The 24,167-nt window shown below is 58.7% G+C and carries 20 protein-coding genes and 1 tRNA gene; 6 read left to right on the forward strand and 15 right to left on the reverse strand.

Going from position 1 to position 24,167, the window contains the following annotated elements; all coding sequences use genetic code 11:
* Positions 1 to 315: 315 nt before the first annotated feature.
* The 9 genes from rlmB to QZ822_RS02920 form a co-directional block, all read right to left on the reverse strand.
* Positions 316 to 1,302 carry a 23S rRNA (guanosine(2251)-2'-O)-methyltransferase RlmB gene (gene rlmB, locus QZ822_RS02880; RefSeq protein ID WP_049340354.1) on the reverse strand — a complete coding sequence of 329 codons (987 nt, stop codon included), beginning with the start codon at positions 1,300 to 1,302 and terminating at the stop codon, positions 316 to 318.
* Positions 1,303 to 1,396: 94 nt separating this feature from the next.
* The gene (cysS, locus tag QZ822_RS02885; protein ID WP_294642451.1) at positions 1,397 to 2,815 is read right to left on the reverse strand and encodes a cysteine--tRNA ligase; all 1,419 of its coding nucleotides are present in this window, start codon (positions 2,813 to 2,815) and stop codon (positions 1,397 to 1,399) included.
* Positions 2,816 to 2,897: 82 nt separating this feature from the next.
* Positions 2,898 to 3,380: a 2-C-methyl-D-erythritol 2,4-cyclodiphosphate synthase gene (gene ispF, locus QZ822_RS02890; protein WP_294642453.1), complete on the reverse strand. Its 483-nt coding sequence runs from the start codon at positions 3,378 to 3,380 to the stop codon at positions 2,898 to 2,900.
* 88 nt (positions 3,381 to 3,468) lie between these two features.
* Positions 3,469 to 4,212 (reverse strand): 2-C-methyl-D-erythritol 4-phosphate cytidylyltransferase, encoded by a 744-nt coding sequence (ispD, locus tag QZ822_RS02895; RefSeq protein WP_294642455.1) that lies wholly within the window; start codon positions 4,210 to 4,212, stop codon positions 3,469 to 3,471.
* Between the two features lie 15 nt (positions 4,213 to 4,227).
* Positions 4,228 to 4,911: a response regulator transcription factor gene (locus tag QZ822_RS02900; protein ID WP_005507150.1), complete on the reverse strand. Its 684-nt coding sequence runs from the start codon at positions 4,909 to 4,911 to the stop codon at positions 4,228 to 4,230.
* 41 nt (positions 4,912 to 4,952) lie between these two features.
* Entirely contained in the window at positions 4,953 to 6,095 is a 1,143-nt protein-coding gene (locus QZ822_RS02905; RefSeq protein WP_294642457.1) for a cell wall metabolism sensor histidine kinase WalK, read from the reverse strand.
* A 178-nt stretch (positions 6,096 to 6,273) separates the two neighbouring features.
* The gene (locus QZ822_RS02910; RefSeq protein WP_294642459.1) at positions 6,274 to 7,011 is read right to left on the reverse strand and encodes a phosphoglyceromutase; all 738 of its coding nucleotides are present in this window, start codon (positions 7,009 to 7,011) and stop codon (positions 6,274 to 6,276) included.
* Positions 7,012 to 7,230: 219 nt separating this feature from the next.
* Positions 7,231 to 7,548, reverse strand: coding sequence for a DUF2516 family protein (locus QZ822_RS02915; RefSeq protein WP_049338204.1), 318 nt, complete (start codon positions 7,546 to 7,548; stop codon positions 7,231 to 7,233).
* 48 nt (positions 7,549 to 7,596) lie between these two features.
* Positions 7,597 to 8,799 carry a PLP-dependent aspartate aminotransferase family protein gene (locus tag QZ822_RS02920; protein WP_294642462.1) on the reverse strand — a complete coding sequence of 401 codons (1,203 nt, stop codon included), beginning with the start codon at positions 8,797 to 8,799 and terminating at the stop codon, positions 7,597 to 7,599.
* A 160-nt stretch (positions 8,800 to 8,959) separates the two neighbouring features.
* Here QZ822_RS02920 and tmk point away from each other — a divergent pair, with 160 nt between their 5' ends.
* Both tmk and QZ822_RS02930 read left to right on the forward strand, forming a co-directional pair.
* Positions 8,960 to 9,676: a dTMP kinase gene (gene tmk, locus QZ822_RS02925; RefSeq protein WP_294642464.1), complete on the forward strand. Its 717-nt coding sequence runs from the start codon at positions 8,960 to 8,962 to the stop codon at positions 9,674 to 9,676.
* Complete coding sequence (locus tag QZ822_RS02930) at positions 9,673 to 10,812, forward strand: DNA polymerase III subunit delta' (protein ID WP_294642466.1); 1,140 nt, start codon at positions 9,673 to 9,675, stop codon at positions 10,810 to 10,812. Before tmk ends, QZ822_RS02930 begins: the two co-directional genes overlap by 4 nt.
* Positions 10,813 to 10,942: 130 nt before the next feature.
* Here the strand turns inward: QZ822_RS02930 and QZ822_RS02935 are convergent, their stop codons facing one another.
* The 3 genes from QZ822_RS02935 to manA form a co-directional block, all read right to left on the reverse strand.
* Entirely contained in the window at positions 10,943 to 12,298 is a 1,356-nt protein-coding gene (locus QZ822_RS02935; RefSeq protein WP_294642468.1) for a PFL family protein, read from the reverse strand.
* A 9-nt stretch (positions 12,299 to 12,307) separates the two neighbouring features.
* Positions 12,308 to 12,577 carry an ACT domain-containing protein gene (locus QZ822_RS02940; protein ID WP_294641240.1) on the reverse strand — a complete coding sequence of 90 codons (270 nt, stop codon included), beginning with the start codon at positions 12,575 to 12,577 and terminating at the stop codon, positions 12,308 to 12,310.
* Positions 12,578 to 12,861: 284 nt separating this feature from the next.
* Positions 12,862 to 14,049, reverse strand: coding sequence for a mannose-6-phosphate isomerase, class I (gene manA, locus QZ822_RS02945; RefSeq protein WP_294642470.1), 1,188 nt, complete (start codon positions 14,047 to 14,049; stop codon positions 12,862 to 12,864).
* A 137-nt stretch (positions 14,050 to 14,186) separates the two neighbouring features.
* On the opposite strand from manA, the gene QZ822_RS02950 reads away from it, so the two are divergent.
* On the forward strand, positions 14,187 to 15,593 hold the full coding sequence (locus QZ822_RS02950; protein WP_294642472.1) for a phosphomannomutase/phosphoglucomutase: 1,407 nt from the start codon (positions 14,187 to 14,189) through the stop codon (positions 15,591 to 15,593).
* Positions 15,594 to 15,748: 155 nt separating this feature from the next.
* On the opposite strand, the gene QZ822_RS02955 is transcribed toward QZ822_RS02950, so the two are convergent.
* The 3 genes from QZ822_RS02955 to QZ822_RS02965 all read right to left on the reverse strand — a co-directional run bounded on the left by QZ822_RS02955 (position 15,749) and on the right by QZ822_RS02965 (position 20,242).
* Positions 15,749 to 16,930 (reverse strand): FAD-binding oxidoreductase, encoded by a 1,182-nt coding sequence (locus QZ822_RS02955; protein WP_294642474.1) that lies wholly within the window; start codon positions 16,928 to 16,930, stop codon positions 15,749 to 15,751.
* Positions 16,931 to 17,544: 614 nt separating this feature from the next.
* Positions 17,545 to 18,015, reverse strand: a complete 471-nt coding sequence (locus tag QZ822_RS02960; RefSeq protein ID WP_294642476.1) for an Rrf2 family transcriptional regulator — start codon at positions 18,013 to 18,015, stop codon at positions 17,545 to 17,547.
* Positions 18,016 to 18,391: 376 nt separating this feature from the next.
* Positions 18,392 to 20,242 (reverse strand): phosphoenolpyruvate carboxykinase (GTP), encoded by a 1,851-nt coding sequence (locus QZ822_RS02965; protein ID WP_294642478.1) that lies wholly within the window; start codon positions 20,240 to 20,242, stop codon positions 18,392 to 18,394.
* A gap of 499 nt (positions 20,243 to 20,741) precedes the next feature.
* Between QZ822_RS02965 and QZ822_RS02970 the strand changes: the two genes are divergently transcribed.
* The 3 genes from QZ822_RS02970 to QZ822_RS02980 all read left to right on the forward strand — a co-directional run bounded on the left by QZ822_RS02970 (position 20,742) and on the right by QZ822_RS02980 (position 24,012).
* A tRNA-Arg gene (locus QZ822_RS02970) sits at positions 20,742 to 20,817 on the forward strand.
* A gap of 370 nt (positions 20,818 to 21,187) precedes the next feature.
* Entirely contained in the window at positions 21,188 to 22,759 is a 1,572-nt protein-coding gene (locus QZ822_RS02975) for a DNA repair protein (protein ID WP_294642479.1), read from the forward strand.
* Positions 22,759 to 24,012 carry a cell wall biosynthesis glycosyltransferase gene (locus QZ822_RS02980; RefSeq protein ID WP_294642482.1) on the forward strand — a complete coding sequence of 418 codons (1,254 nt, stop codon included), beginning with the start codon at positions 22,759 to 22,761 and terminating at the stop codon, positions 24,010 to 24,012. Before QZ822_RS02975 ends, QZ822_RS02980 begins: the two co-directional genes overlap by 1 nt.
* The last annotated feature ends 155 nt before the right edge of the window (positions 24,013 to 24,167 follow it).

The raw sequence follows: 24,167 nt of genomic DNA on the forward strand, positions 1-24,167 counted from the left end.
TATACAGATGCCCAAACAGCCCTGCAACCCGAAAAAGGGTGAAGTAGCACACAAATACGGGTGTTTAGGTTCATTCTGACCTGAACAGAGTACTAAAACCCCTAGTCAACGCAGGGTAACCCCTTCAAAATTTCTTCAAAAAAAGTTTAAAAAGCCTCAAAAGAGCCCTAAAATCCCCTAAAACTCCCCCCACCCCGTATGGAAGAACCGAATAAAGGAGGGGAGAAGAGATAGAAAAGGAGGGCACCCCCTCACGGGGGCGCCCTCCTTTTTCAAGCTACAGAGCTACATGCCGTAGCCCACTGCTTCAAAACTCTAGTTTGCGGTAGCGCGACGACGAGAAACATCGTACAGAGTAATGCCCACAGCCATCGCCGCGTTCAAAGACTCCATTGCCGAGTCAATCGGAATCGACACAATCTGATCGCAGTTCTCAGTCACCAGGCGGGACAGGCCCTTACCCTCAGAACCAACCACCACGCACAGCGGCTCATTCGCAAGCTCCAGAGCCGGCAGCTCAATATCGCCACCGCCATCCAGACCAATCACGAAAATACCCTGCTCCTTAGCCTGCTGAATCACGCGAGTCAGATTAGTCGCCATCGCAACAGGAATACGAGCAGCCGCACCAGCACTAGTCTTCCACGCACCAGCAGTCACAGCAGCCGAACGACGCTCAGGAATAATCACGCCATCACCGCTGAACGCGGACACGCTACGAATAATCGCACCCAGGTTACGCGGATCAGTAATACCGTCCAGCGCAACAAACAGCGGCGGAGTCGACAGCTTACCCGAGTGCCAACGCTCCATAGTATCCAGCACCAGGTCGGTAGCATCCGGGTACTTGTACGGAGGGATCTGCATCGCAACGCCCTGGTGCACAGAACCATCAGTCAGGCGGTCCAGCTCGCTACGCGGAATCTCCAGCATCGGAATATTGCGCTTATTCGCAATAGTCATGATCTCGCGGACGCGGTCATCAACCTCAACACGGCTCATGATGTACAAGTGCTTCGAGGGAATCTCAGTACGCAGAGCCTCAAGCACCGCATTACGACCAGTCACCAGCTCATCACTAGCACGCTTACCACCCAGACGAGTCTGGAACTTACGGTTCGTACCGGTAGCAGCGCGACGCTCAGCCGCACGCTTCATCTTATACGCCTTGTGATAAACGCGGTCCTCAGCCTTCGGAGTAGGACCCTTACCCTCAAGCGCCTTACGACCATGACCGCCAGTGCCCTTAGTAGCACCCTTCTTCTTGCTGGTAGCGCCCGGGCGCGAACCTGCCTTAGCCATTCTTCTCTTCCTTCGTCAAAGTTTTGAATACGAGTCTACGCGAGAGAACCCGCGCGACCTAAGCCTTGCGCACAAACGCGGGGCACATCACCCTCTAGCCGACACTCCAAGTCGAACCATTCGCGCCGTCCTTCACCTGCACACCAGCAGACGCCAACAGGTCACGCATCGCATCAGCCTTCGCCCAGTCCTTCTGAGCACGAGCATCCGCACGCTCCGCCAACACAGCCTGAATCAGCGCATCCAAAGCCTCATGCTCAGCACCCGACGTGCCCTCAGCATTAAAGCTCATCAGCTGCGCCAGACCCAGAACCTCAGCCATAGCCATCACGGCATTAGCCGCCTCCGAAGCATCCTCACCAGCAGCAAGCGCAGCATTACCCGCACGGGTCTGCTCATGCAGAACAGCCAGGGCACGAGGAATGTTCACGTCATCATCCATAGCCTCAGCAAAAGCCTCCGGAACCTCACGGCCCGGCTTCAGCACATCCTGAGTAGCAGCAAGGAACGCCTCAACACGCTCAATCGCGGTCGCTGCCTCCTGCAGAGAGGACGGGCGGTAATCCAGCACCGAACGATAATGCGCGCTACCCAAGTAGTAGCGAACCACCAGCGGACGAGCCATCTCAAGCATCTGCGCCGGCGAAATCGTATTACCGATAGACTTCGACATCTTCTCACCCTCATAGGTGACCATGCCGTTGTGCATCCAGAAATTCGCGAAATCATCACCGGCAGCAGTCGACTGCGCCAGCTCATTCTCATGGTGCGGGAAACGCAAATCCAGGCCGCCACCGTGAATATCGAAACGCGAACCCAAGTACTTACCAGCCATCGCCGAGCATTCCAGGTGCCAACCCGGACGGCCGCGACCCCACGGGGACTCCCACGAAGCAGTCAGCGGCTCGCCCTCCTTATAACCCTTCCACAGGGCAAAATCGCGAGGGTCACGCTTACCGCGCGGATCAGCATCCGCAGAATCCTGCATATCCTCAACGCTCTGATTCGTCAGCGCACCGTACTTATCCCACGAACGCACATCAAAATACACATCACCAGAATCATCCAACGCCGGGTACGCGTGGCCGCGATCAATCAGACGCTGAATCAGAGCAAACATCTCCGGAATATGACCGGTCGCACGCGGCTCATACGTCGGCGGATCAATACCCAACGCCGCATACGCCTGAGCAAAAACCTTCTCAAAACGGTACGCGAGCGCCCACCACTGCTCATTCGGGAACTCACCCTCAAAACCGGGCTCCATAGAATCAGCAGACTTCGCCAAAATCTTGTCATCAATATCAGTGACATTGCGGACCGTCGTCACCTTCAAACCGCGGTAACGCATCCAGCGGCTCAGCTGGTCGAACACCAGTGCCGAACGGATATGGCCCAGGTGCGGTTCACCCTGCACCGTAGCACCGCAATAGTAGATACGCGCCTCACCGGGCACGACGGGCTCAAACTCGCGAATAGTCGCGGAAGCAGAATCATAAAAACGCATAGTCACACTCTCATTCTACGGGGTCGGTTCAGACACCGGGTCGGTAAATCAGCGATAGGTTACAGAATGGCTCAAAGCAACCAAACACCTACGAACGCGGATACACCAGCGCCGTCGCAATAGCAGCCACGCCCTCACCGCGGCCCGTCAAACCCAAACCATCAGTAGTCGTCGCAATCACCGTCACCGGGGCACCCGCCGCCTCGCTCAGCACGCGGTTCGCCTCCTCACGGCGCGGAGAGAACTTCGGGCGATTACCCACCAGCTGAACGCTCACATTACCAATCTCAAAACCAGCCGCACGCACAATCGCCGCAGCCTCAGAAAGAATACGAACACCCGAAGCACCCTTCATATCCGGGCGGTCCACACCAAAGTTCGAGCCCAAATCCCCCGTACCCGAGGCAGCGAACAGCGCATCAGCGGCAGCATGAGCCACCACATCACCATCAGAATGGCCGCTCAAACCACGCTCACCCGGCCAATGCAGGCCAGCAATATACAGAGGAGTGCTCTCCTCACCAAAAGCGTGAACATCAACACCGGTACCAACACGAGGAATAACAGTCATCACAGGACCCTTCAAACAATCGAAATCTTCTGAGCGGCAGTGCCCGCCCCACTACAGAGGCAGGTATAGGAGGCGTTAGGCGGCAGGATTAGGAAGCAGAATCGCCAAACAGCGCGCGAGCAACCCGCAAATCCAACGGAGTCGTCACCTTAAACGCATCCGCATCACCGGCAACCGTCAACACCGGCTCACCCGCCGCCTCCATCGCCATCGCATCATCAGTCAGCAGCTCCGCTTCCTCGGGCGGCAGGGAGCGGCTACGCTCATGCGCCGCCAACAGGGCAGAGACCTCAAAACCCTGAGGAGTCTGCACCGCACGCATCTGCGCACGCGAAGGAGTACCCGTCACCAGGCCGGCAGAATCAACGGTCTTCACCGTATCCACCACCGGCAACACAGGAATCACCGCACGCACAACACCCTGCGGGCTCTGAGAACCCAGCCCCTCAAGCACACGGTGATACACCTGCGGCGGAGTAAAAGCACGAGCGCAATCATGAATCAGCACATAATCCACCGGAACCTGTGCATCCTTCAAAGCATCCAACGCCGCAACCACCGAAGCAGTACGCGTATCACCACCGGCTGTAATCAATGCACCGGCACGGCGGGCATCCTCCAAAAGCTCCGGGCAACTCACCGGACAATCAGCAGGAACAGTCACCACCACATGCTCAGCAACACCCGAAGCGAGCGCACCCTCCAACGCATAATCCAGCAAAGTACGACCGTGCACACGCACAGCAGCCTTCGGAATCGGCTCACCCAGGCGAGTACCCGAACCAGCCGCCAAAACAATCACAGCAGTATTCGCCGCAGAAGCAGAAGTCATCAGTCTCAAGCCCGCCTACGCCTCGAACTTATAACCCAAGCCGCGAACCGTCACCACATACTGCGGAGCAGAAGAATCCGGCTCAATCTTCGAACGCAGACGCTTAATATGCACATCCAGGGTCTTCGTATCACCCACGTAGTCCGCACCCCACACACGCTCAATCAGCTGTCCGCGCGTCATTACGCGACCCACATTGCGCAGCAGAATCTCAAGGAGCTCAAACTCCTTCAGAGGCATAGAAATCTCTTCACCATTCACCGTCACCACATGGCGGTCAATATCCATACGCACCGGACCACCCTGCAGCACCGACTCAGTAGCAGAATCAGTCTCCGCCGAACGACGGCGCAACACCGCACGAATACGAGCAATCAACTCACGCGCAGAATACGGCTTCGTCACATAATCATCAGCGCCCAGCTCCAGACCCAGAACCTTATCCAGCTCAGAATCCTTAGCGGTCAGCATGATAATCGGGACCGAAGACACCTCACGCAGCTTACGGCACACCTCCATACCGGACATGCCCGGAAGCATCACATCCAGCAGCACCAAATCCGCGCCCTCGCGGTCAAACACCGGCAGAGCATCCAGACCGTTATCCACAACAATCGTCTGGAAACCCTCACGACCCAGCAAAAACGCCAGAGGATCCGAGAGGGCCTCTTCGTCCTCAACAATCAGAATTTTAGACATCAACAACTTCCTTCGATTCCATAAAACCTATACCGCTAACACTACACTGCGACCGGAGCCTCATTCAGCGGCAACGCCAACGTAAACGTCGAGCCCTCCTGCGGCATCGAACGAACCGTCACGCTACCGCCGTGCTGAGTCATCACATGCTTCACAATGCTCAAGCCCAAACCGGTACCGCCCGTCTGACGCGAACGAGCCGGATCAACCCGGTAAAAACGCTCAAAAATACGCTTCTGCTCATCCTCGGGAATACCCACGCCCTGATCAGCAACCTCAACCAGCAACTGATCAGCCACACGATGCACCCAAATATCCACCTTCGTATGCTCCGGCGAATACCGCACCGCATTCTCCACCACATTCTGCACAGCAATACCGAGCAGCTCGGCATCACCATACACCTCAGGGACCTCCTCGATGCGGGTAGAAATCTGGATGTCCTTCTCCTCCGCCACAATATGCGAACGGTCCACCGCATCAGACACCAAAGAAGGCACCGACACCGGACCACCACGCGCAATCACATCGGTAGACTGCAGACGCGAAAGCTCAATAATGTCACGCACCAGCGCAGAGAGGCGGCGAGTCTCCTTATGCAGACGACCCACAAAATACTCAATAGCCTCCGGGTCATCACTCGCCTGCTCAATAGCCTCAGCCAACAGACTCACCGCACCCACCGGAGTCTTCAACTCATGCGACACATTCGCCACAAAGTCATTACGCATACGCTGAACACGAGAAATCTCAGTACGGTCATCAGCGAGCACCAGAATGTACTCGTCCCCCAGCGACGCAACACGCACATCCAGGACCAGCGCCTCACCCTCACCGCGGTCAATCTCAAAGCTACGCTCCACAAAAATACCGCGATGACGCACCGTGCGAATCATATCCGCCAGCTCATCAGACGCCACCGTATGGCCACGCACCAGACCCATCGCATAAGCACCCGGAGAAGCCTGAACCACGCCGCCCACCTCATCAATCACCAGGTAGGCGCGACCAATCACAGCAAGCACCTGGGCGGCACCATCACGCAGCGCCGGCGCCGACACCAAGCTACGCTCCTGCTCACGCTCACTACGCGCCACCGCGTTCATGCTCAGGACGCCCACCAGCAGACCTATCATGCCCGCAATAAAGGCGATCAGACCGGCATCCATGTACTTCCCTTCCATTCGGGTACCCCATAAGTATAAATGTGGCAGATACCCAGCATTCAGACGAGCACCCGTCTTCTCAGACCGACTTCAGACCAACTCTCCGTGCAGAAACCTTGCAGAGAACGCAATGAGCCGCCCACCATACCGGTGGACGGCTCATCACAATAACAGGGGAAAAACCCTGCCGAAGGTATTACTTACCCTGGTTTGCTACGGCAGCAATAGCGTCCTTAGCAGCCTCGGGGTCCAGGTACTCGCCAGCCTTGACGGGCTTGAAGTTCTCATCCAGCTCGTAGTACAGCGGAATACCGGTGGGGATGTTCAGACCAGCAATGTCCTCATCGGAAATACCCTCGAGGTGCTTGACCAGCGAACGCAGGGAGTTACCGTGTGCAGCAACCAGAACGGTCTTGCCTGCTGCGAGGTCGGGCTTGATGTCCGACTCCCAGTAGGGAAGCATACGGCCCAGAACGTCCTTCAGGCACTCGGTGCGGGGAGCGTTCTCAACATTCGCGTAGCGGGGGTCGTGTGCCTGCGAGTAGGGGTCGTTGTCATCCAGCGGGGGCGGCGGAACGTCGTAGGAACGACGCCAAGTCATGAACTTCTCGTCGCCGTATTCCTCGCGGATCTCGGACTTGTTCTTACCCTGCAGAGCACCGTAGTGACGCTCATTCAGGCGCCAGGTGCGCTTGACGGGAATCCACAGACGATCTGCTGCATCCAGTGCAAGGTTTGCGGTGTTGATTGCGCGACGCTGCAGGGAGGTGTGAACAACATCGGGGAGGATGTTGCGCTCTGCCAGCAGCTCGCCGCCACGCTTAGCCTCAGCGCGGCCCTTATCGGTCAGGTTAACGTCCACCCAGCCGGTGAACAGGTTCTTCTCGTTCCACTCGGACTGGCCGTGGCGCAGGAGTACTAGTTTGTAAGTCATACCTCTATTTTTTCATTTACCCGCCGGTTTGTCATGCCTTAGAGCCTAGAAAATATGCATTCTCCCAAAAATTTATAAGGGTCTTTTCTACCAGAAGAGGAAGGGTAAAAACCGCGCCAAGACGCGGCAAAGCCCCGCACACCATCCGACCGGGACAAACCCGCCAGAAGGCACGCGAGGCCTCACACTCTATCGCTCAAAGCGAGCGCACAAGCTGCACTAGAAACGGCGGCGACCCACCGAAGGCCACACACCAGCCAGGAACACGCAGCTAATCACAGCAGCAACCAGCTGAAGAATCAGCACAGTATTACCGCCGCCAGTCACCGCAGCAAAAACGCTAAACAGCGACACCGCAGCAGAACCACCGGTCAAAGCCAGCCACGTGTTCTTCGGACGCTTACCGGCAAAATCGTAAGCATTAGCCGGAGACATCCACGCACGCACAAACGCCAGCACACCAACCACAGCAGCTGCAATAGCCAGCAGCGTATCAACAAAAGTGGTCACGTACCAGACCAACAGAATAGGAGACATAGTATTCCTTAGAATCAGCAGCTTCTCTAGACAACCCTAGCAAAGTGCCTAGCGGACAACCTTAAAGGCCTCAACCAAGTCATTGTAAAGGTCATCAACGTTCTCAATACCCACCGACAGGCGCAGCAGCGACTCCGGAATCGAATCCGGCTCGTTACCGTGGCGACGACGACGCTCCACGAGGGACTCCACGCCACCCAGGGAGGTTGCCGGGGTCCACAGCTTCAGCGCCTCCACGACATTACGGGCACCCTGAGCGTCCGTATCCAGGGTGACGCAGAGAATCGCGCCGAAACCGTCCATCTGCTTCTTCGCAACCTCATGGCCACGGTCGCTCACCAGACCCGGGTAGCGTACTTCGGTCACGAAGGGGTGCTCGCTCAGACGCTCAGCCAGTACCTGCGCGTTCTGCACCGCACGCTCCACGCGCAACGCCAGGGTGCGCAGGCCGCGCAGACCAAGCCACGCCTCCACGGGGCCGGGGATCGCACCGTTGGTGATGCGGTGGTGCAGCATCGCCTTGTACAGCTCTTCATTCGAGGTGAGGGTCATGCCCAGCAACACATCCGAGTGGCCCGCCAGGAACTTCGTTGCGGAGTGAACCACGACGTCAGCACCCAAATCCAGGGGACGCTGCAGAATCGGGGTCGCGAAGGTGTTATCCACCGCGGTCACAATACCCAGGCGGCGGGCAGCAGTCAGCAGGGCAGGCAGGTCAGCGACCTCAAGCATCGGGTTGGTGGGGCTCTCCAGCCACGCCAGGACCTTCGGTGCCGAGTAGTTCACGTTCTCGGGGGTCACGCCAGCGCGGGATGCGGCATCCTCCATAGCGGCGATAACGCTCTCGGTGTCTTCAATGTCCACGCGAACCAGTTCGATGATGCCGCGGCGTTCCAAATCCTTGCACAGGGTCACCGACGCCATGTACGCGTGCTTCGGAATCAGCACAATGGAGCCAACCGGAACCAGGTCAATCACGGCAGCGACAGCAGCCATGCCGGAGGGGAACAGCAGACCCGGCTGGGATGCGTTCTCCAGCTTCGCCACAACCTCTTCCATTCCCTCCCAGGTGGGGTTCGAGAAGCGGGCGTACACGCGGTCCTGCTCAATATTGACGGCGTCCACACCGCGGTAGGTGGAAGAAAGAACAATCGGGGGGTTCACCGGCGCGTCATGCTCGTGTGCCGGGCGGCCGCCGGAGACGACGAAGGTCTCGGCGGAGTAATTCATGTCGTGGTTATCTGCAGTCATGCCTTTAAGCCTGGCACACCCACGCCCAGAACGCACGCCCACGCCGGTGACGGTACACAGGATTTACATGTTTTTTACCTGTAAGCGCACTCAACTCTGTTCGGACCCGTCGCCGAAGCCACACTGAGGATTTGGGCAGACCCGGTACCCTTAAGAAGTGATGGATACTCTCAGCTACACCCCCGATGCCCAGAATCTTCCCGCCGACCCGACCGGTCGCCGCGGGCTTTTTATCGTGGTTGAAGGAGGCGACGGCGCCGGCAAAACCACCCAGCTCGCACTGCTGGATGAAGCGCTACGCGACCGCGGATACCGTGTCATCACCACCCGCGAACCCGGCGGCACCGAGATTGGCGAAAAGCTGCGAGCGCTCGTCCTTGAGGCAGGTCAGGGCACTATTGACGACCGCACCGAGGCGCTGATTTTCGCGGCGTCCCGCGCGGCGCACGCCTCCCAGCTGATTCGTCCCGCGCTCGCTAAGGGCGCCATCGTACTCAGCGACCGCTATATTGACTCTTCTGCTGCCTACCAGGGCGTAGGCCGTGATCTGGGCGTTGAAACCATCGTCGATTTGAGCCGCTGGGCCACCGCCGATCTGGTACCCGACGCAACCCTGCTGTTGAGCGTACCGCTAAGCGCCGAGCAGGAACGCATGGACCAGCGCGGCACCGTCGACCGTATTGAGGCTGAAGGCGCGGCGTTCAAAGCACGTATTCACGGTGCCTTCGAGCAAATTGCCCGCGAGGACGCTAACGGCTCGCACCGCATCATTGACGGTGTGGGCACGATTAATGAGGTGCACGCGCGCGTGCTCGAGGTGATTGAACCGTTGCTCGCCGCCCGCGAGCTGGTCCGCACCGGCAAGGAGGACTCATGAGCCTCTGGGATACCCTGCTGATTCCCGCCGATAAGCTCCAGCAGCTATGCGCAGACGCCGCCGCTGACCGTCCCACGCACGCTTGGCTGTTTACCGGGGCGACCGGCGCGCCTCACCGTGAGGCGGCAAAGGTCTTCGCGGCGGCTCTGCTGTGCGAGCAGCCCGACCCACAGAACCGCGGATGCGGCCAGTGCAAGGGCTGCGTGACCGTCATGAACGGTTCGCACGCAGATTTCACGCACTTTAGTACCGAGGCGACGCACATCAGCATTGATGAGGCACGCGAGCTGGTCATGAAGGCTCAGGACCGCCCGACCGTGGGTCGTTGGCGTGTGATTCTGGTCGAGGACACTGAGCGCATGCCGGAGCGTACCTCCAATGTATTGTTGAAGGCGATTGAGGAACCGCCGCCGCATACGATTTGGTTGCTGACGGCGCCCTCCCCCACTGACGTGCTGGTGACGATTCGTTCGCGTTGCCGTCCGGTACAGTTGCCGGTTCCGACCGATGCGCAGGTGCACGAGTATCTGCTGGCGCACGGCGTGGCTGACCTGCTGGCGCAGCGTGCGGCGCGCCTGTCTCTGGGCGATGCGCAGGAGGGGTACCGTTTGGCGACCGATGAGCAGGCGATGGCTCGTCGGGAGTTGATTACCTCCCTGATTCTGAATGTTCGTTCTATTTCTTCGGCTTTCAACGCCGCAGAAAAGCTCACCGACCTTGCCGATCAGGACGCGCAGGCTGTCTCCGCTCTCAAGGATGAGCAGGAACGCCAGGAGCTGCTGGCTCTGTTGGGTATTCGTGAGGGTGAGCGCGTTTCTCCGTCCTTGCGCGCGCAGGTTCGCCGCCTAGAGGAGCAGCAGAAGCGCCGCGCTAAGCGCGTTTCCTCGGATACGCTGTTACGTTCTGTGGCTCAGGTTCAGACGGTTCTGCGTGATGCGTTGACGGTGGCTCTGTCTGCGCAGGCTCCGCTGATTAATGAGCATTTGCGCGAGCCTCTGGAGGCGTTCTGCACCCGCCGCTCCGCCCAGCAGCTACTGGAGGATGTGCAGGCGGTCGATTTGACTCTGCGTCGCCTGAAGACAAATGCGAATGCGCGTCTGGCGCTTGAGGCGTTAATGAGCCGTTTCGTGTACTAGAAACGCTCGAACAAGCGTCTATGAATCTTCAATACAACACAAAATGGGGAGGCACCGAAGAGATATTCTTCGGTGCCTCCCCTTTTCTATAGACTCTAAAAGTGCCTAGAGGTTAGTTGCGGAATCGAGCTTAGTTGCGGAAACCGTGAACCGGCGACGGAATACGACCGCAGCGGGCGATGAACGCATCCGCGCTCGGGGTATGGGTGGGCATGACGGGTGCTCGACCGAGCAGGCCACCGAATTCGACCATGTCGCCTACGCCCAGGCCGACGGCCGGAATCACGCGGACCGCGGTGGTCTTGTGGTTCATCACGCCGATGGCTGCCTCGTCGGCAATCATTGCGGCGAGGGTGGCGGCAGGGGTGTCACCGGGAACCGCGACCATGTCCAGGCCGACGGAGCAGATGGCGGTCATCGCTTCGAGCTTGTCGAGGGAGATGTGTCCGGCGGCTGCGGATTCAATCATGCCGATGTCCTCAGAAATCGGGATGAAGGAGCCGGAAAGGCCGCCAACGTTTGAGCATGCCATGAGGCCGCCCTTCTTCACCGCATCGTTGAGCAGTGCGAGGGCTGCGACGGTACCGTGGGTACCGACGGTTTCCAGACCCATTTCCTCGAGGATGTGTGCGACCGAGTCACCAATCTCTGCGGTGGGTGCCAGGGAGAGGTCGATAATGTTGAACTGCACGCCAAGGCGTTCAGCGGCGAGGGTACCGACCAGCTGGCCAACGCGGGTAATCTTGAAGGCTGCCTTCTTGATTTCTTCTGCGCAGGTGTCGAAGGATTCGCCGCGGACCTTCTGCAGGGCGCGGTGCACCACACCGGGGCCGGAGACGCCCACGGAGATGGTGGTGTCTGCCTCCTGTACACCGTGGAATGCGCCCGCCATGAATGGGTTGTCACTGACGGCGTTTGCGAAGACCACGAGCTTGGCGCAGCCGAAGCCGTGGGAGTCCGCGGTCAAGTCTGCGGTGGCGCGAATAGTCTCGCCCATGAGCTTGACGGCGCTCATGTTGATGCCGGCGCGGGAAGAACCAATGTCTACGGAGGAGCAGACCACGTCGGTTTCTGCGAGCGCTCGCGGGATGGAGCGAATCAGCTTCTCATCGGCGGGGGTCATGCCCTTGTCGACGAGGGCACTGAAGCCGCCGACAAAGTTCACGCCGACTGCCTTGGCTGCCGCGTCGAGGGTGCGGGCGAATTCTACGTAGTCCTCATCGCCGGAGGCGCCTGCCACCAGCGCGATGGGGGTGACCGCGATGCGCTTGTTGACAATCGGGATACCGAGCTCGGCCTCGATGCCTTCGCAGACGCTGACGAGGTTCGCTGCGCGGCTGGTGATCTTGTCGTAGATCTTGCGGCGGGCTACTTCGCCGTCGGAGTCGGCGCAGTCGAGCAGGGAGATGCCCATGGTGACGGTGCGAATGTCGAGCTTCTGCTCCTCGATCATTCGGATAGTTTCAAGAATATTGTCGTTCATCATGGTGGTCGCCTAGATGGTGTGCATTGCCTTGAAGATGGATTCAGCCTGAATGCGAATCTGGACCTTCTGTTCGTGCTCGACACCGGCCATGGCTTCCTGCAGGTCGATGAGGTTCTGCTGGGTTTCGTCGAAGGAGCAGTGCATGATCATGGTGAAGTATTCGCCCATGATGGTCTGGGAGACGTCGAGGACGTTGACCTTGCGCTCGGCGAGGGTTGCGGTCACGGCAGCGATGATGCCTTCGTGGTCGATACCTGTGACGGTGAGGATGATCTTCACGGTGTTCTCCTAATGGTTTGGGGCTGCGTACCGAAAGAATACGTGCATAAAGGCACAGACATACGCATATTTATAAGAGCAATTATAGGTTACCCAGAACACACTGTGCAGGGTAGACACAAAAATACCCCTTGCATCCCACATTCGGGGCATAAAAAATCCACGCCTCCCCGGTCTGAATAAATACAGGGAAGAACGTGGATTCTTTATTAGCTTCGCTAGCGGAGCGACCTATTTTTGATGCCCTTTATAACTGTCTAGTTATAACTGTCTAGAAGTATTTCCTAAACGTACGAAGCGATGTACAGCTCGCCGCTACCGCTCAGAGTTGCAACGGAGGGCTCACCCACGTGCAGTACCGACTCGGTGGCACCCAGCACGAACTCTTCGGTGCCGTTGCCGTCAGCCGCGTGAATGGCGATTTCGCCGGATACGCTCAGTGCGGCACTAATACCCTCGAAGGTGTATTCCTGCGGCTTGCCCTCTTCAACTCGGATACGGGTCACGCTCATGCGCTCATCCCACATGGCGTAGGTGCCCACGGGCGCGTTCTCGGGGGTGGGGCGCTGGATTACGGGTGCATCCTGGCTTTCGCCGAGAACCTTGATGAGCTCCTCGGTGTCGATGTGCTTTGCGGTCAGACCCGCGCGCATCACGTTATCAGAGGGGTTCATCAGCTCAATGGCGGTGCCGGAGACGTAGGCGTGCACCTGACCGTCGGGGGTGAATGCGGATTCGCCGGGTGCCAGGTGTACCAGGTTCATGACGAAGGCGACGAGCAGGCCGCGGTCGCCGGGGTACTTGCCGGCAACAATCTGCACGAGCTCAGCTGCATCGGCGATAAGCGCGTTCTCGGAGCCGGTCAGCTCTGCTGCCGCCTCGACGAGCTGCTCAACAGCGGCTGCGGCAGCGTCTTCGGGCATGCGAATAATCTCGGTCAGCAGTTGCTTGGGGGTAAGCTCCACACGCTCTGCCAGCCAGTCAGCCTTGAACGCCTTCGCCAGTTCTGACAGCTGCTCGGAGGTGCGCACACCGGTGAGCACGCGCATCTGGGTCAGCGCGATGACGGTTTCGGGCTTGGAGTAGCGGTCCTTGTAGTTGCGGTGCGGCGCGTCAATCGCGATGCCGCGTGCCTGCTCGTCCTCGAAGCCGGCGATAGCCTGCTCGGGGGTGGGGTGCACCTGAATGGACAGGGGTGCATCAATCGCAAGGATCTTAAAGAGGAAGGGGAACCAGTCGGAGGTACGGTCCGGGCGCAGGAAGCGGGAAGGGTTCTCCACAATCAGTTCGTTGAGCGGGGATTCGGTACCGTCCACGGTAGCGCGCGAGGGCGCAGCCGGATGCGCGCCAACCCACACCTCAGCCTCGGGCTGTTCGGTGGGGACGGGCACGCCGCGCATGCGTCCGAGAATTTCGCGGGAACCCCACGCATAATTCTGAATCTGGTTTTTTAGGGAAAAAATCTCACCCATGGGGGAAAATACCTCTCGACGTGAGTTGTTTGAAGTAAGTGAAGTGATAAAAAACCCATACATTCAGCGGAATTTATAAGGTTTTACCTGCCCATTATAGAGGCTAGTTGCACTTCTTTACCGCTAAAATAAAAGGCGTGACTACTATTAATCTACATGACTCATTCAAAGCGTACGACGTGCGTGGCATCGTCGGCGAGACCATTACCGCAGAGACTGTTCGCGCTACTGGTGCGGCTTTCGTAGACGTTCTGGGCCTGGAGGGCCAGACCATTCTGGTCGGTGGCGACATGCGCCCCTCCTCCCCCGAATTCATGGATGCATTCGCCCAGGGTGCAACCGCTCGCGGTGCAAATGTTGAGAAGATCGGTCTGATCTCCACTGACGTTCTGTACTTCGCATGTGGCGTCGAGAACGCTGCCGGTGTTACCTTCACCGCTAGCCACAACCCCGCAGAGTACAACGGCATGAAGATGGCTAAGGCTGGCGCTGTTCCTCTGTCTTCCGAGTCCGGTCTGTTCGATATCCGCGACCTGGCTCAGAAGTACCTGGATGCGGGCGAGATTCCTTCTGTGGAGAAGGTCGGCACCGTTTCTGAGAAGGACATCCTCAAGCCTTACGCAGAATACCTGCGCAAGCTGGTTGATCTGTCTTCCATCCGCCCCCTGAAGGTTGTTGTTGACGCTGGTAACGGCATGGGTGGTATGACCACTCCCGCTGTTCTGGGCGACACCATCCTGCCGGGCCTGCCCCTGGAAATCGTTCCCCTGTACTTCGAGCTGGACGGTACCTTCCCGAACCACCCGGCTAACCCGCTGGAGCCGGCTAACCTGGTTGACCTGCAGAAGGCTGTTGTTGAGCACGGTGCTGACATTGGTCTGGCATTCGACGGCGACGCTGACCGTTGCTTCGTCATCGACGAGAAGGGTGAGCCCGTCACTCCTTCGGCTGTGACCGCTCTGGTTGCTGAGCGCGAGATTGCTCGTGCAAAGGCTGAGGGTAACGAAGAGCCCGTCATCATCTACAACCTGATCACCTCGAAGGCTGTTCCCGAGCTGGTTGAGAAGCTGGGCGGCCGTGCAGTGAAGACCCGCGTGGGCCACTCCTTCATCAAGGCTGTTATGGCTGAGGAGAACGGCGTTTTCGGTGGCGAGCACTCCGCTCACTACTACTTCAAGGACTTCTTCAACGCAGACACCGGCATGCTCGCTGCAATGCACGTGCTGGCAGCTCTGGGTGGCGGCGAGGAGCCCCTCTCCGAGATCAGCGCGAAGTACTCCCCGTACGTTGCCTCCGGCGAGATCAACTCCGAGATCGAAGACAAGGCTGCCGCTGTGGACCGCGTTCGTGCACACTACGCTAACGCTCCCGTGGTTGTTGAAGACTCCGACGGTACCACCTTCACCAACACTGAAGAGGGCTGGTGGGTCAACCTGCGTCCTTCGAACACTGAGCCGTTCCTGCGCCTGAACCTTGAGGCTCCGGATGTTGCGACTATGGAGCGCGTCCGCGACGAGGTTCTGGCTCTGGTCCGCCAGGGCTAAGCACTAGCTAGCTACTAAAAATCCCGCCTCGCAGATTCGTCTGCGGGGCGGGATTTTTATTTTGAGTTCTAAAAACCCGGCTAGGTTCTTCTGTCTAAGAGGAAGAACCTAGCCGGGTTTAAGAAACCTAGCGGACGGGCCGGCTTACGGGGTTTTTACGCCTCGCGTGCCTGGTCGTGGAGCATCCACTGGTCGGGGCCGAAGATCTCGTAGTTGATGTTCTTGCCGGGAACGCCTGCCTCAACCAGTGCGGAGCGTACGCCCTGCATGAAGGGCAGCGGGCCGCAGAGGTAGACGTTAGCGTTGGAGGGAACGTCCAACTTGGAGACGTCGACACGGCCGGTGTAGTCGCCGCCCTCGCCCTCGATGAAGGAGACGAGACGTGCGTTGGGCAGCTTGCCGACGAGCTCAACGAGCTCTTCGCGCAGGGGCCAGGTGTCCAGGCGGCGGTCTGCGTGGACCACGGTCACGGGGCGCTCGGAGCCCTTCTCAACCAGCTCGGAGAGGAAGCTGAGCATGGGGGTGGTGCCGATACCTGCGGAGAAGAGGTACAGGGGCGCCTCGGGGTCGCCGAAGCCTTCCAGGGTCAGGTCACCGTAGGGATTGGAGATCTCGACGACTGCGCCGACTTCCAGCTCGTGCAGGATGGAGGTCATCTCGCCGTTGGGGTCGAGCTTCACACCGATGCGGCGCTGGTTCTTTTCGCTGGGCAGCAGGGTGTACTGGCGTGCCTGGCGCAGACCGTCGCGTGCGGGAACGATGATGGAGATGTACTGGCCGCCCTTGGACTCGGTCATGGGGGTCTCGTCGGCGGGCTCGAAGGTCAGCACGACAACGTTCTCGCCGGTCTCCTTGCGCTCAACGAGCTTGAAGGGTGCGAACATGACGTCGTTTGCTTGGGAAGCGTACAGGCCCTTCTCCAGCTTGATGAGGGCGTTGCCCATGAGCCAGTAGACCTCGGTCCATGCCTCAACGATTTCGGGGGTAGCCAGGTCGCCCAGGTTAGCGGCGATTGCCTCGAAGAGGTACTTGTAGACGGTGGGGTATTCTTCTTCCTTCAGGCCCAGGGATGCGTGCTTGTGTGCAACGCGGGAGAGGACCTCGTCGGGGTAGGAGTTCGGGTTCTGAACGATGTAGGAGGCGAACACGGCGATGGAGCCTGCCAGCGCCTTGGGCTGGGTACCTTCGAGCTGGGAGGAGCGGGAGAACATGCCGTCCATCAGGTCGGGGCGAGCGGCGAACATTCGACGGTAGAAGTCGGGGGTGATGTCGTTAATGCGCTCAGCAATAATGGGCAGCGTTGCCTCAATAATGGGGCGGGACTTTTCGGAGAGCATCGGTGCGTGCCTTCTTCCTGTGTGGTCACCTCGGTCGTTGTGGTGACGCCCTTAATGTGGGTGATACGGGGCGTTCACTCGGACAGCTCAGTTGGTGACAGAGTGTTTACAAAGCACCCTTACCGTAGCATTTTGCGGGGTGTTTGCGCTGAGTGCAGGTCATGCCCCGAGGGTTATTTGGCGCTGCAGATGCTACTTATGGTTCACCCTGACTCAAAGAGAGAGCCGAGCGTCACACTATATATTTTCAGCACTGTTTTTGAGTTCGCCGGGTGACTAGCCCCGAAGTATGCATAAAAATTCTGGACCGAAAATATATTTACTAGGGAAAGTATGCAGTGTGGTGCAAAAATGAATATGGTCACATTTTCTGCATTTGAAAAGCAAGTTTGCAATTTTCTGCATTTCCTGCACAAATTCAGGAATCATACAGGTTCCAGCACCCCCGCAGGCAGAGGCAAAGACACCCCCGATATCTCCTCAAAAGCCTCTGTAGAAAGCCACCGAAAAGACCCCGACAGCCCTACGTTAGCCGCAAGAACGCCTTAAAAACTCCGTGGAGCCTCCCATCGGAAAGCTCCACAGGTATCACATATTTCTTGCAGCGTGCCAGCCTAGAGCGCAGGCAACGCATTCTCCGGAGGCGCAAAGCCGAGCTCAACAAACACCGGACCAACGGGGCGTGCACCGGCAGTCAGCTCGCTAATGATCACCGAATCAACCGATGCATAGAACGCCTCGCGAGCCCTCGCCAGCACATTGCGCAGGCGACAGAACTTATCGAGGGGGCAGTGGCCATTCTCATCCTCGCACTCAATCATGGGGATATCGCCCTCAGTAGCGCGAAGAATAGTGCCGACGGTCGCAGAACGACCCGCATCGGAAAGCATGACGCCACCGGCACGCCCACGAGTCGAGTCCAGATAACCCATGTTCACGAGGAAAGCTACAGCCTTCGCCACGTGGTTGTAGGGGGTGTCCACACCTTCAGAGATCTTCTGGGTGGAAAGCTTCTGACCGGGCTCCAGAGCAGACAGGAGCATCAGAACGCGGAGCGAGACATCCGAGAATGCTGTCAAACGCATGGATACTCCTTCTAATCTCTCGTGCCGCCACATATCAATACATGCAGCAGTGGATATGCGCAGCTCGTGAAAGCCGTGCGCGTTCAAAAATCTTACATTGGCATTGTATAGGGGCGGCGAGGGGGCAAGAAATTATAACTAGCCGCTTCTGTACCCAAACCACCCCGGCGGGGAGCTTAAAGTATTTCTCAAAAGCAAGTGGACTGCATAGCCTTACACTCACGCCTTTGCGCGAAAACCTATCGTTCCCCCAACTGATAGAGATTTAAATTTCCCCTCAACGGAAGGAAGGAGCGGAATCTCACCGGGAGATTCCGCTCCTTCAAAGCGCTATACCGTAGGTATTAGCTGGAGTGTCTTAGTCCTCCAGCGTCTTTTAGTCCTCCAGGGCCTTTGCCAGAGCGTCGCGCTGTTCGCGAACCTCAGCAGGCAGCTTGTCGCCGAACTTCTCCAGCCACTCGTCGATGCCGGGCAGCTCAGCAGCCCATTCTTCCTTCGAGACAGCCAGAGCAGCCTTCAGCTCTTCCTCGGAGATTTCCAGACCGGTCAGGTCCAGGTCTTCCTTGGTGGGAACGGTGCCCAGGAAGGTCTCCTGGCCGCCAGCCTTGCCGTCAAGGCGGTCGAAGATCCACTTCACAACGCGAGAGTTCTCGCCGAAGCCGGGCCATGCGAAGCCGCCGTCGGGGGTGCGGCGGAACCAGTTGACGTAGTAGACCTTCGGCATGTTCTCTGCGCCGTGCTTCTTACCCAGGTCCAGCCAGTGCTTGAAGTAGTCACCAGCGTTGTAACCGATGAAGGGCAGCATAGCCATCGGGTCGCGGCGAATCACGCCAACAGCGCCCTTAGCGGCCGCAGTGGTCTCAGAGGAGAGGGTAACTGCGCGGAACACGCCCTGCTCCCAGCTCTCGGACTCAGAAACCAGGGGGATGGTGGTCTTGCGGCGACCGCCCAGAACGATAGCGCTCAGCGGCACGCCCTCGGGGTCGTAGTACTCGGGAGCGAGCATGTCGACCTGGGATGCGGGGGTGCAGAAGCGGGAGTTCGGGTGAGCTGCCGGGCGGCCGGACTCGGGGGTCCAGTCCTTACCGGTCCAGTCAATCAGGTGCGCGGGAGCCTCGTCGGTCTTGCCCTCCCACCAGACGGAGCCGTCGTCGGTCAGTGCAACGTTGGTGAAGATGGTGTTGCCCTTGGCGATAGCCTTCATAGCGTTCGGGTTGGTGGAGTAACCGGTGCCCGGTGCCACGCCGAACAGGCCAGCCTCCGGGTTGACCACGCGTGCCTGGTGGTTCTCGTCGAACTCGATCCATGCGATGTCGTCGCCGACCATCTCAGCCTTCCAGCCGTCAATGGTGGGTTCCATCATTGCGAAGTTGGTCTTGCCACATGCGGAGGGGAACGCTGCGGAGATGTAGCGAACCTTGCCCTCGGGGTTGGTGACCTTCAGGATGAGCATGTGCTCTGCCATCCAGCCCTCATCGCGACCGATAACGGATGCGATACGCAGTGCGTAGCACTTCTTACCGAGCAGTGCGTTACCGCCGTAGCCGGAGCCGAAGGACCAGATTTCGCGGGTCTCGGGGAACTGGACGATGTACTTCTCGGGGTTGCAAGGCCAGGGAACGTCTTCCTGACCGGGCTCCAGGGGTGCGCCGACAGAGTGCAGGGCCTTAACGAAGAAGCCGTTGGTCTCGTTCAGCTTGGCAAGAACGTCCTTACCAATGGTTGCCATGATGCGCATGGAGCAGACAACGTATGCGGAGTCGCTGAGCTCAACAGCAATCTTGGGGTTCTTAGCCTTCAGGGAGCCCATGACGAAGGGAATAACGTACATGGTGCGGCCGCGCATGGAGCCCTCGAACAGGCCGGTCAGGGTCTGCTTCATTTCGACGGGGTCGCGCCAGTTGTTAGTCGGGCCTGCGCCTTCTTCAGTCTCGGAGCAGATGAAGGTGCGCTCCTCGACACGTGCAACGTCATCGGGATCGGAGAAAGCTGCGTAAGAGTTCGGGAATTCGTGATCGCTGAGGCGAACAAAGGTACCGGCGTCAACCAGTTCCTGTGCCAGGCGGTCGTATTCTTCCTGGGAGCCATCGACCCAGTAGATGTGTGCGGGCTGGGTCAGGGCCGCAACTTCGCGAACCCAATCCAGAAGGCCCTGGTGGGTAGTGGGTGCACTCTGCAGCTCCTTTTCGAGCTCAGCAGAGAGAGTACGAGTTGAGGTGTCAGCCATTGACGTTTTCCCCTTCAATCGGTGGCCCGGATACTACGTTGATCCGGATAGGTCTGAGGTAACAAAGAAGCAGTTAAACACTACAAGCGTGCAAATAATCGTGAATATGCACGCTTGGACAGTCTCCACTTCCTCGTGATGCTTACAGAATAACGCATTAATGGTCTGCAGAGCTTTCTATGACACCATTTCTTAAGTTCTGCGCATCACATTCCTAGAGCGCGAGAAGATTTCTGCAAAGAATTTTTAGGACTTATGGCGGGATTCTCCGTGGATTTCAGGGATCTGCGGCGCCGATTTTAGGGTGCTGAGAAAATATTTTGAAAAAATTTTTCGACACCAAAAACCCCGAAATCATGCGGCAAATCAGGGCATTATCGAGTCTTTCGGAGGGGATTTTAGGCAAATTTCGAGTTTTTCGGCTTGCGTGCCCCTGGGGACATCCGTATAGTAGTACCTGTTGCCGCGACGGGTTGAAGAAATCCGAAGCGAGGAACATGCGCCTGTAGCTCAACGGATAGAGCATCTGACTACGGATCAGAAGGTTGGGGGTTCGAATCCCTTCGGGCGCACCAACGATCCCCGGTTCTTCGGAACCGGGGATTTTTTGTGTACCCAGAAGTTGTGTGCAGAAGGCGCCACTCACTCGGCAGACGGCGCGGTATGCAGAAACGCCGCATGCAGAAACACAGCATACAGAAACTACAGACGTGTAGAAGCTGCGCGGCATGCAGAGATACCTATATAGAGGTGCAGCAAGGACGCTCCACCAGCCGCCGCCGCATCCGCACCCAAAAACTGAGCTAAAAGTGCGCCTCAACCTGTGAATCCACAGATTTACGCTCCCAGATGACGTGCTCCGGGGCACACCCGCCAAAAAACGCCTAGGATGGAAAGAGAACCCTCCACACATAGGCTGGAGAGCAGACAACGCGAAGGAGCACTATGGCACAGCTATCCATTCCGCAGTCCCTGATAGGTGCACTCATCGATATAGCCGATCTGGGAACACTCGATTACTTCCCGCCCACCGAACGATGCGCCCACTGGTCCCTCTATGACGCGCAACACCAGGAACTACTCTGCCCCTGCGCACCCGCCGCCAACGCCACCACGGAGAAGCTCTTTGAAGCCGCGGCGAAGATTCTCTACGAGAACTTCCCCCGATATATCGACTCTCCCGAGGAAATCATTCCCTATACCTCCCGGCAGGAACTCGTTGCCGCTCTGCGTCGTGGCGACGATGAGCTCAGCGATGAGGAGCAGACAACCAAAGTTACCGCAGACTCTACGGCTGATGTTGAGGTTGAACCTAACCCCACAGAATCTGCAGTAATTGAGGATGCTGAAGTTAGCGCTTCTGTTGCGCCCAAGCCTGCAGCCCCGAAGCCTGCGCCTTCCCCCGCGCTCTTTGCCGCCCGCGCGGCGCAGGCACCCGCCCCGGCTCCTACTCCGGCTCCCAGCGTGCCGGAAGAAGCGCCCGTGGAGGCACCCGCAGAGGCGACTACAGGAGAGACGGTTCCGACGCCCGCCACGGTTGCTCCCGCTGCACCGAAACCTGCAGTACCCAAGCCCGCTGCGCCGAAACCGGTAGCGCCTACTCCCGGTGCTCCCTCCCCCGGCATGTTCCGCAAGTCCACGCTGACCTACCGCCCGCCGCGCATCGAAGAGTACCTGGAGGGTCTGCGTGTCCGGCAGCAGGTAGCCGAAGAAGCCGCGCAGTCGGCAGCAGCTACCGAGCAGGCACCTGTTGACGAGTTGCCCGTGCTCAGCCAGTCGTTGCCGAGCGCGCCCGTAGCCGAGCCGACCGCTCCAAAGCCTGCCGCGCCGAAACCCGGTGCACCGATGCCTGCCGCGTCCACCCCGAGCGCGCCCGCAGCAGAACCGGTAGCCGCCGCACCTCGCGCCATTACCGCCGAGGACCGCGAACGCAGCTACCGACTGCGCCCGAGCCTGCGCGCCCGCCTCGAACGCGAAAACATCAGCGAAGAACTCGTGCGCACCATCCTGCGCGAAGGTGAAGCCGAACGCATCAACGACTGGACGATTCGCTTCACGCACGACGACTACCGCGTTGACGTGAACACCGCCTCCGCAGAAGTCATCACCGTCATCGACGAATACGATGCCGACTACAACGAGGCGGCACAAACCTCCCTGGCTCAGGGCAAATATAACTCGCTCAACGCCCTGGAACTCGAATTCAGCGAGCGCGCCCGCACCTTCTTGAAGAAGAACCCGCCGTTCGTTTTCGATCTGATGCTTCAGGCGCTGAGCAGCCCCGAAAGCGTGCGCATGGCTGAAGGCTGGACCCGCATCTACGCGGCGCAGGGTCTGGAAATTGCGATTTCACCCGATGAGCGGACCGTTCTGGCTCTGGCGAAGACCCCGGATTTCCATGTTCTGCACGCGGAGAACCTGCGCAAGGCACAGCTGGAAGAGCTCAGTAATACCCTGGCGAAGCAGGCAGAACATCAAGTAGCCCAGGCAGAAAACACCACCGAGGAGGAGAAATAATGTCCGCTAAGCAGATTACCGTTCCTCTTGAGGTGTACGTTCGCCTGCAGGAGCTTGCCTCCCTCGCCGCCTATAGTTACCGCGATGAGCAGGGCTCCGAAGAGAGCACTGCATACGATAAGCCCTGGGATCTGCTCTCCAAGGACGGCGCCTCCCTACTCGATGAGAACGGGGCGCTCAAGCCCGAAGCGGCAGAGCTCTACTTCACCCTCCTGCCGCTCATTGCCCAGGAATTCGTGGAGCAGCAGCAGGCGCTCGTGGATGCATACCGTCAGGCACCCAAGCCCGCCGCCGCACGCGCCAAGATTCGCCCCTCCAACCAGCGCCTCATTCCGCTGACCGAGGTGCCGCTGGAGAACCAGCGTATTGCCGCGCGCATCGAGAAGGAATTCTACGGTGACGTGCCGCCGCGCCGCCGCATCTACGGTGTGCTCCCCGGCGTGATGGATTACATGATGCGCCACGGGCTCACCTACGAGCTGCTGCTGGACATCATCGAATCCCCCGCAAGCACCGTGGTTCAAGAAAGCGCGCAAGAGAACCGCTACGGCCGCGAAGTCACCCTCTACACGCATGAAGAGGAAGGCTACCAGGTGGTGCTCAACCCCCTGACCGCCGAAGTGCTCGCGCTACGCCCGCTGCAGGCTCTCGCCGGAGGCTACCAGCTCTCCCCCGAGGCTCAGGCTCAGCTCAAATCGCTCGGACTGACCGGCGAGTACATTGCCCGCATCCTTGATGAGGCTGAGGACCGCCGCCCGATTCCCGGCAGTAGCCGCACCGTGTACTCACTCAACGGCTACCAGGTGGAGTTCTCGCACTCCGACCAGCAGGTCATTCGTATTAGTCGCGGCACCGCGCCCAGCCGCAACCCCTTCGAATCGCAGCCGAGGATGAGCGGCACGAAGAGGCAGCGCGGCCGCAAGATCCCGCACGATGTGGATGCGTTCGTGCAGCTGCTGCAGGAGCACGGCTTCACCATCACCATGGGCGGTAAGCACTACGATATTCGCCACGAGAAGCTGGCTCCGGGTCAGAAGGCGGTCACCTCCGTGACCCCCTCAGATTCGCAGCGCTGGCATCTGAACTCGGCACGTCAGATCCGCAATACCTTTGGTATCGACCTGCGCTACGCCGATCCGCGCGATAGCGTGCGCGGTATTGTGCGAGGCCCCGGAGGAAGAGTCCAGAATTCCGATAACCACAGCGCAGAAAAGCAGGACGCCGAGAAGGCTGCGGAGAAGGAATCAGAGTAGGTCTTCGTCACCGTTAAAGCGCGTCTGCGTGCCGGTTCTTTATACTGCCCCCAGCATGTCTTTGCATCTGGGGGCAGTATTCATATACGACTATATCCCGCATTGTCAGGGATTTAAGAGGTAGACTGGGGGCAATACAGACATGCTATTCAGCA

The organism is uncultured Rothia sp. (assembly GCF_916715725.1).
In the GTDB taxonomy this organism is placed as follows: Bacteria; Actinomycetota; Actinomycetes; order Actinomycetales; family Micrococcaceae; genus Rothia.

What these genes read in the sequence shown, in the direction of transcription:
- QZ822_RS02975 (WP_294642479.1), top strand. Translation starts at nt 21,188, where the DNA reads ATGGCACAGCTATCCATTCCGCAGTCCCTGATAGGTGCACTCATCGAT.
- QZ822_RS02910 (WP_294642459.1), bottom strand. Translation starts at nt 7,011, where the DNA reads ATGACTTACAAACTAGTACTCCTGCGCCACGGCCAGTCCGAGTGGAAC.
- manA (WP_294642470.1), bottom strand. Translation starts at nt 14,049, where the DNA reads ATGGGTGAGATTTTTTCCCTAAAAAACCAGATTCAGAATTATGCGTGG.
- ispD (WP_294642455.1), bottom strand. Translation starts at nt 4,212, where the DNA reads ATGACTTCTGCTTCTGCGGCGAATACTGCTGTGATTGTTTTGGCGGCT.
- QZ822_RS02920 (WP_294642462.1), bottom strand. Translation starts at nt 8,799, where the DNA reads ATGACTGCAGATAACCACGACATGAATTACTCCGCCGAGACCTTCGTC.
- QZ822_RS02960 (WP_294642476.1), bottom strand. Translation starts at nt 18,015, where the DNA reads ATGCGTTTGACAGCATTCTCGGATGTCTCGCTCCGCGTTCTGATGCTC.
- ispF (WP_294642453.1), bottom strand. Translation starts at nt 3,380, where the DNA reads ATGACTGTTATTCCTCGTGTTGGTACCGGTGTTGATGTTCACGCTTTT.
- QZ822_RS02935 (WP_294642468.1), bottom strand. Translation starts at nt 12,298, where the DNA reads ATGATGAACGACAATATTCTTGAAACTATCCGAATGATCGAGGAGCAG.
- QZ822_RS02955 (WP_294642474.1), bottom strand. Translation starts at nt 16,930, where the DNA reads ATGCTCTCCGAAAAGTCCCGCCCCATTATTGAGGCAACGCTGCCCATT.
- tmk (WP_294642464.1), top strand. Translation starts at nt 8,960, where the DNA reads ATGGATACTCTCAGCTACACCCCCGATGCCCAGAATCTTCCCGCCGAC.
- rlmB (WP_049340354.1), bottom strand. Translation starts at nt 1,302, where the DNA reads ATGGCTAAGGCAGGTTCGCGCCCGGGCGCTACCAGCAAGAAGAAGGGT.
- QZ822_RS02930 (WP_294642466.1), top strand. Translation starts at nt 9,673, where the DNA reads ATGAGCCTCTGGGATACCCTGCTGATTCCCGCCGATAAGCTCCAGCAG.
- QZ822_RS02980 (WP_294642482.1), top strand. Translation starts at nt 22,759, where the DNA reads ATGTCCGCTAAGCAGATTACCGTTCCTCTTGAGGTGTACGTTCGCCTG.
- QZ822_RS02900 (WP_005507150.1), bottom strand. Translation starts at nt 4,911, where the DNA reads ATGTCTAAAATTCTGATTGTTGAGGACGAAGAGGCCCTCTCGGATCCT.
- QZ822_RS02965 (WP_294642478.1), bottom strand. Translation starts at nt 20,242, where the DNA reads ATGGCTGACACCTCAACTCGTACTCTCTCTGCTGAGCTCGAAAAGGAG.
- QZ822_RS02905 (WP_294642457.1), bottom strand. Translation starts at nt 6,095, where the DNA reads ATGGAAGGGAAGTACATGGATGCCGGTCTGATCGCCTTTATTGCGGGC.
- QZ822_RS02915 (WP_049338204.1), bottom strand. Translation starts at nt 7,548, where the DNA reads ATGTCTCCTATTCTGTTGGTCTGGTACGTGACCACTTTTGTTGATACG.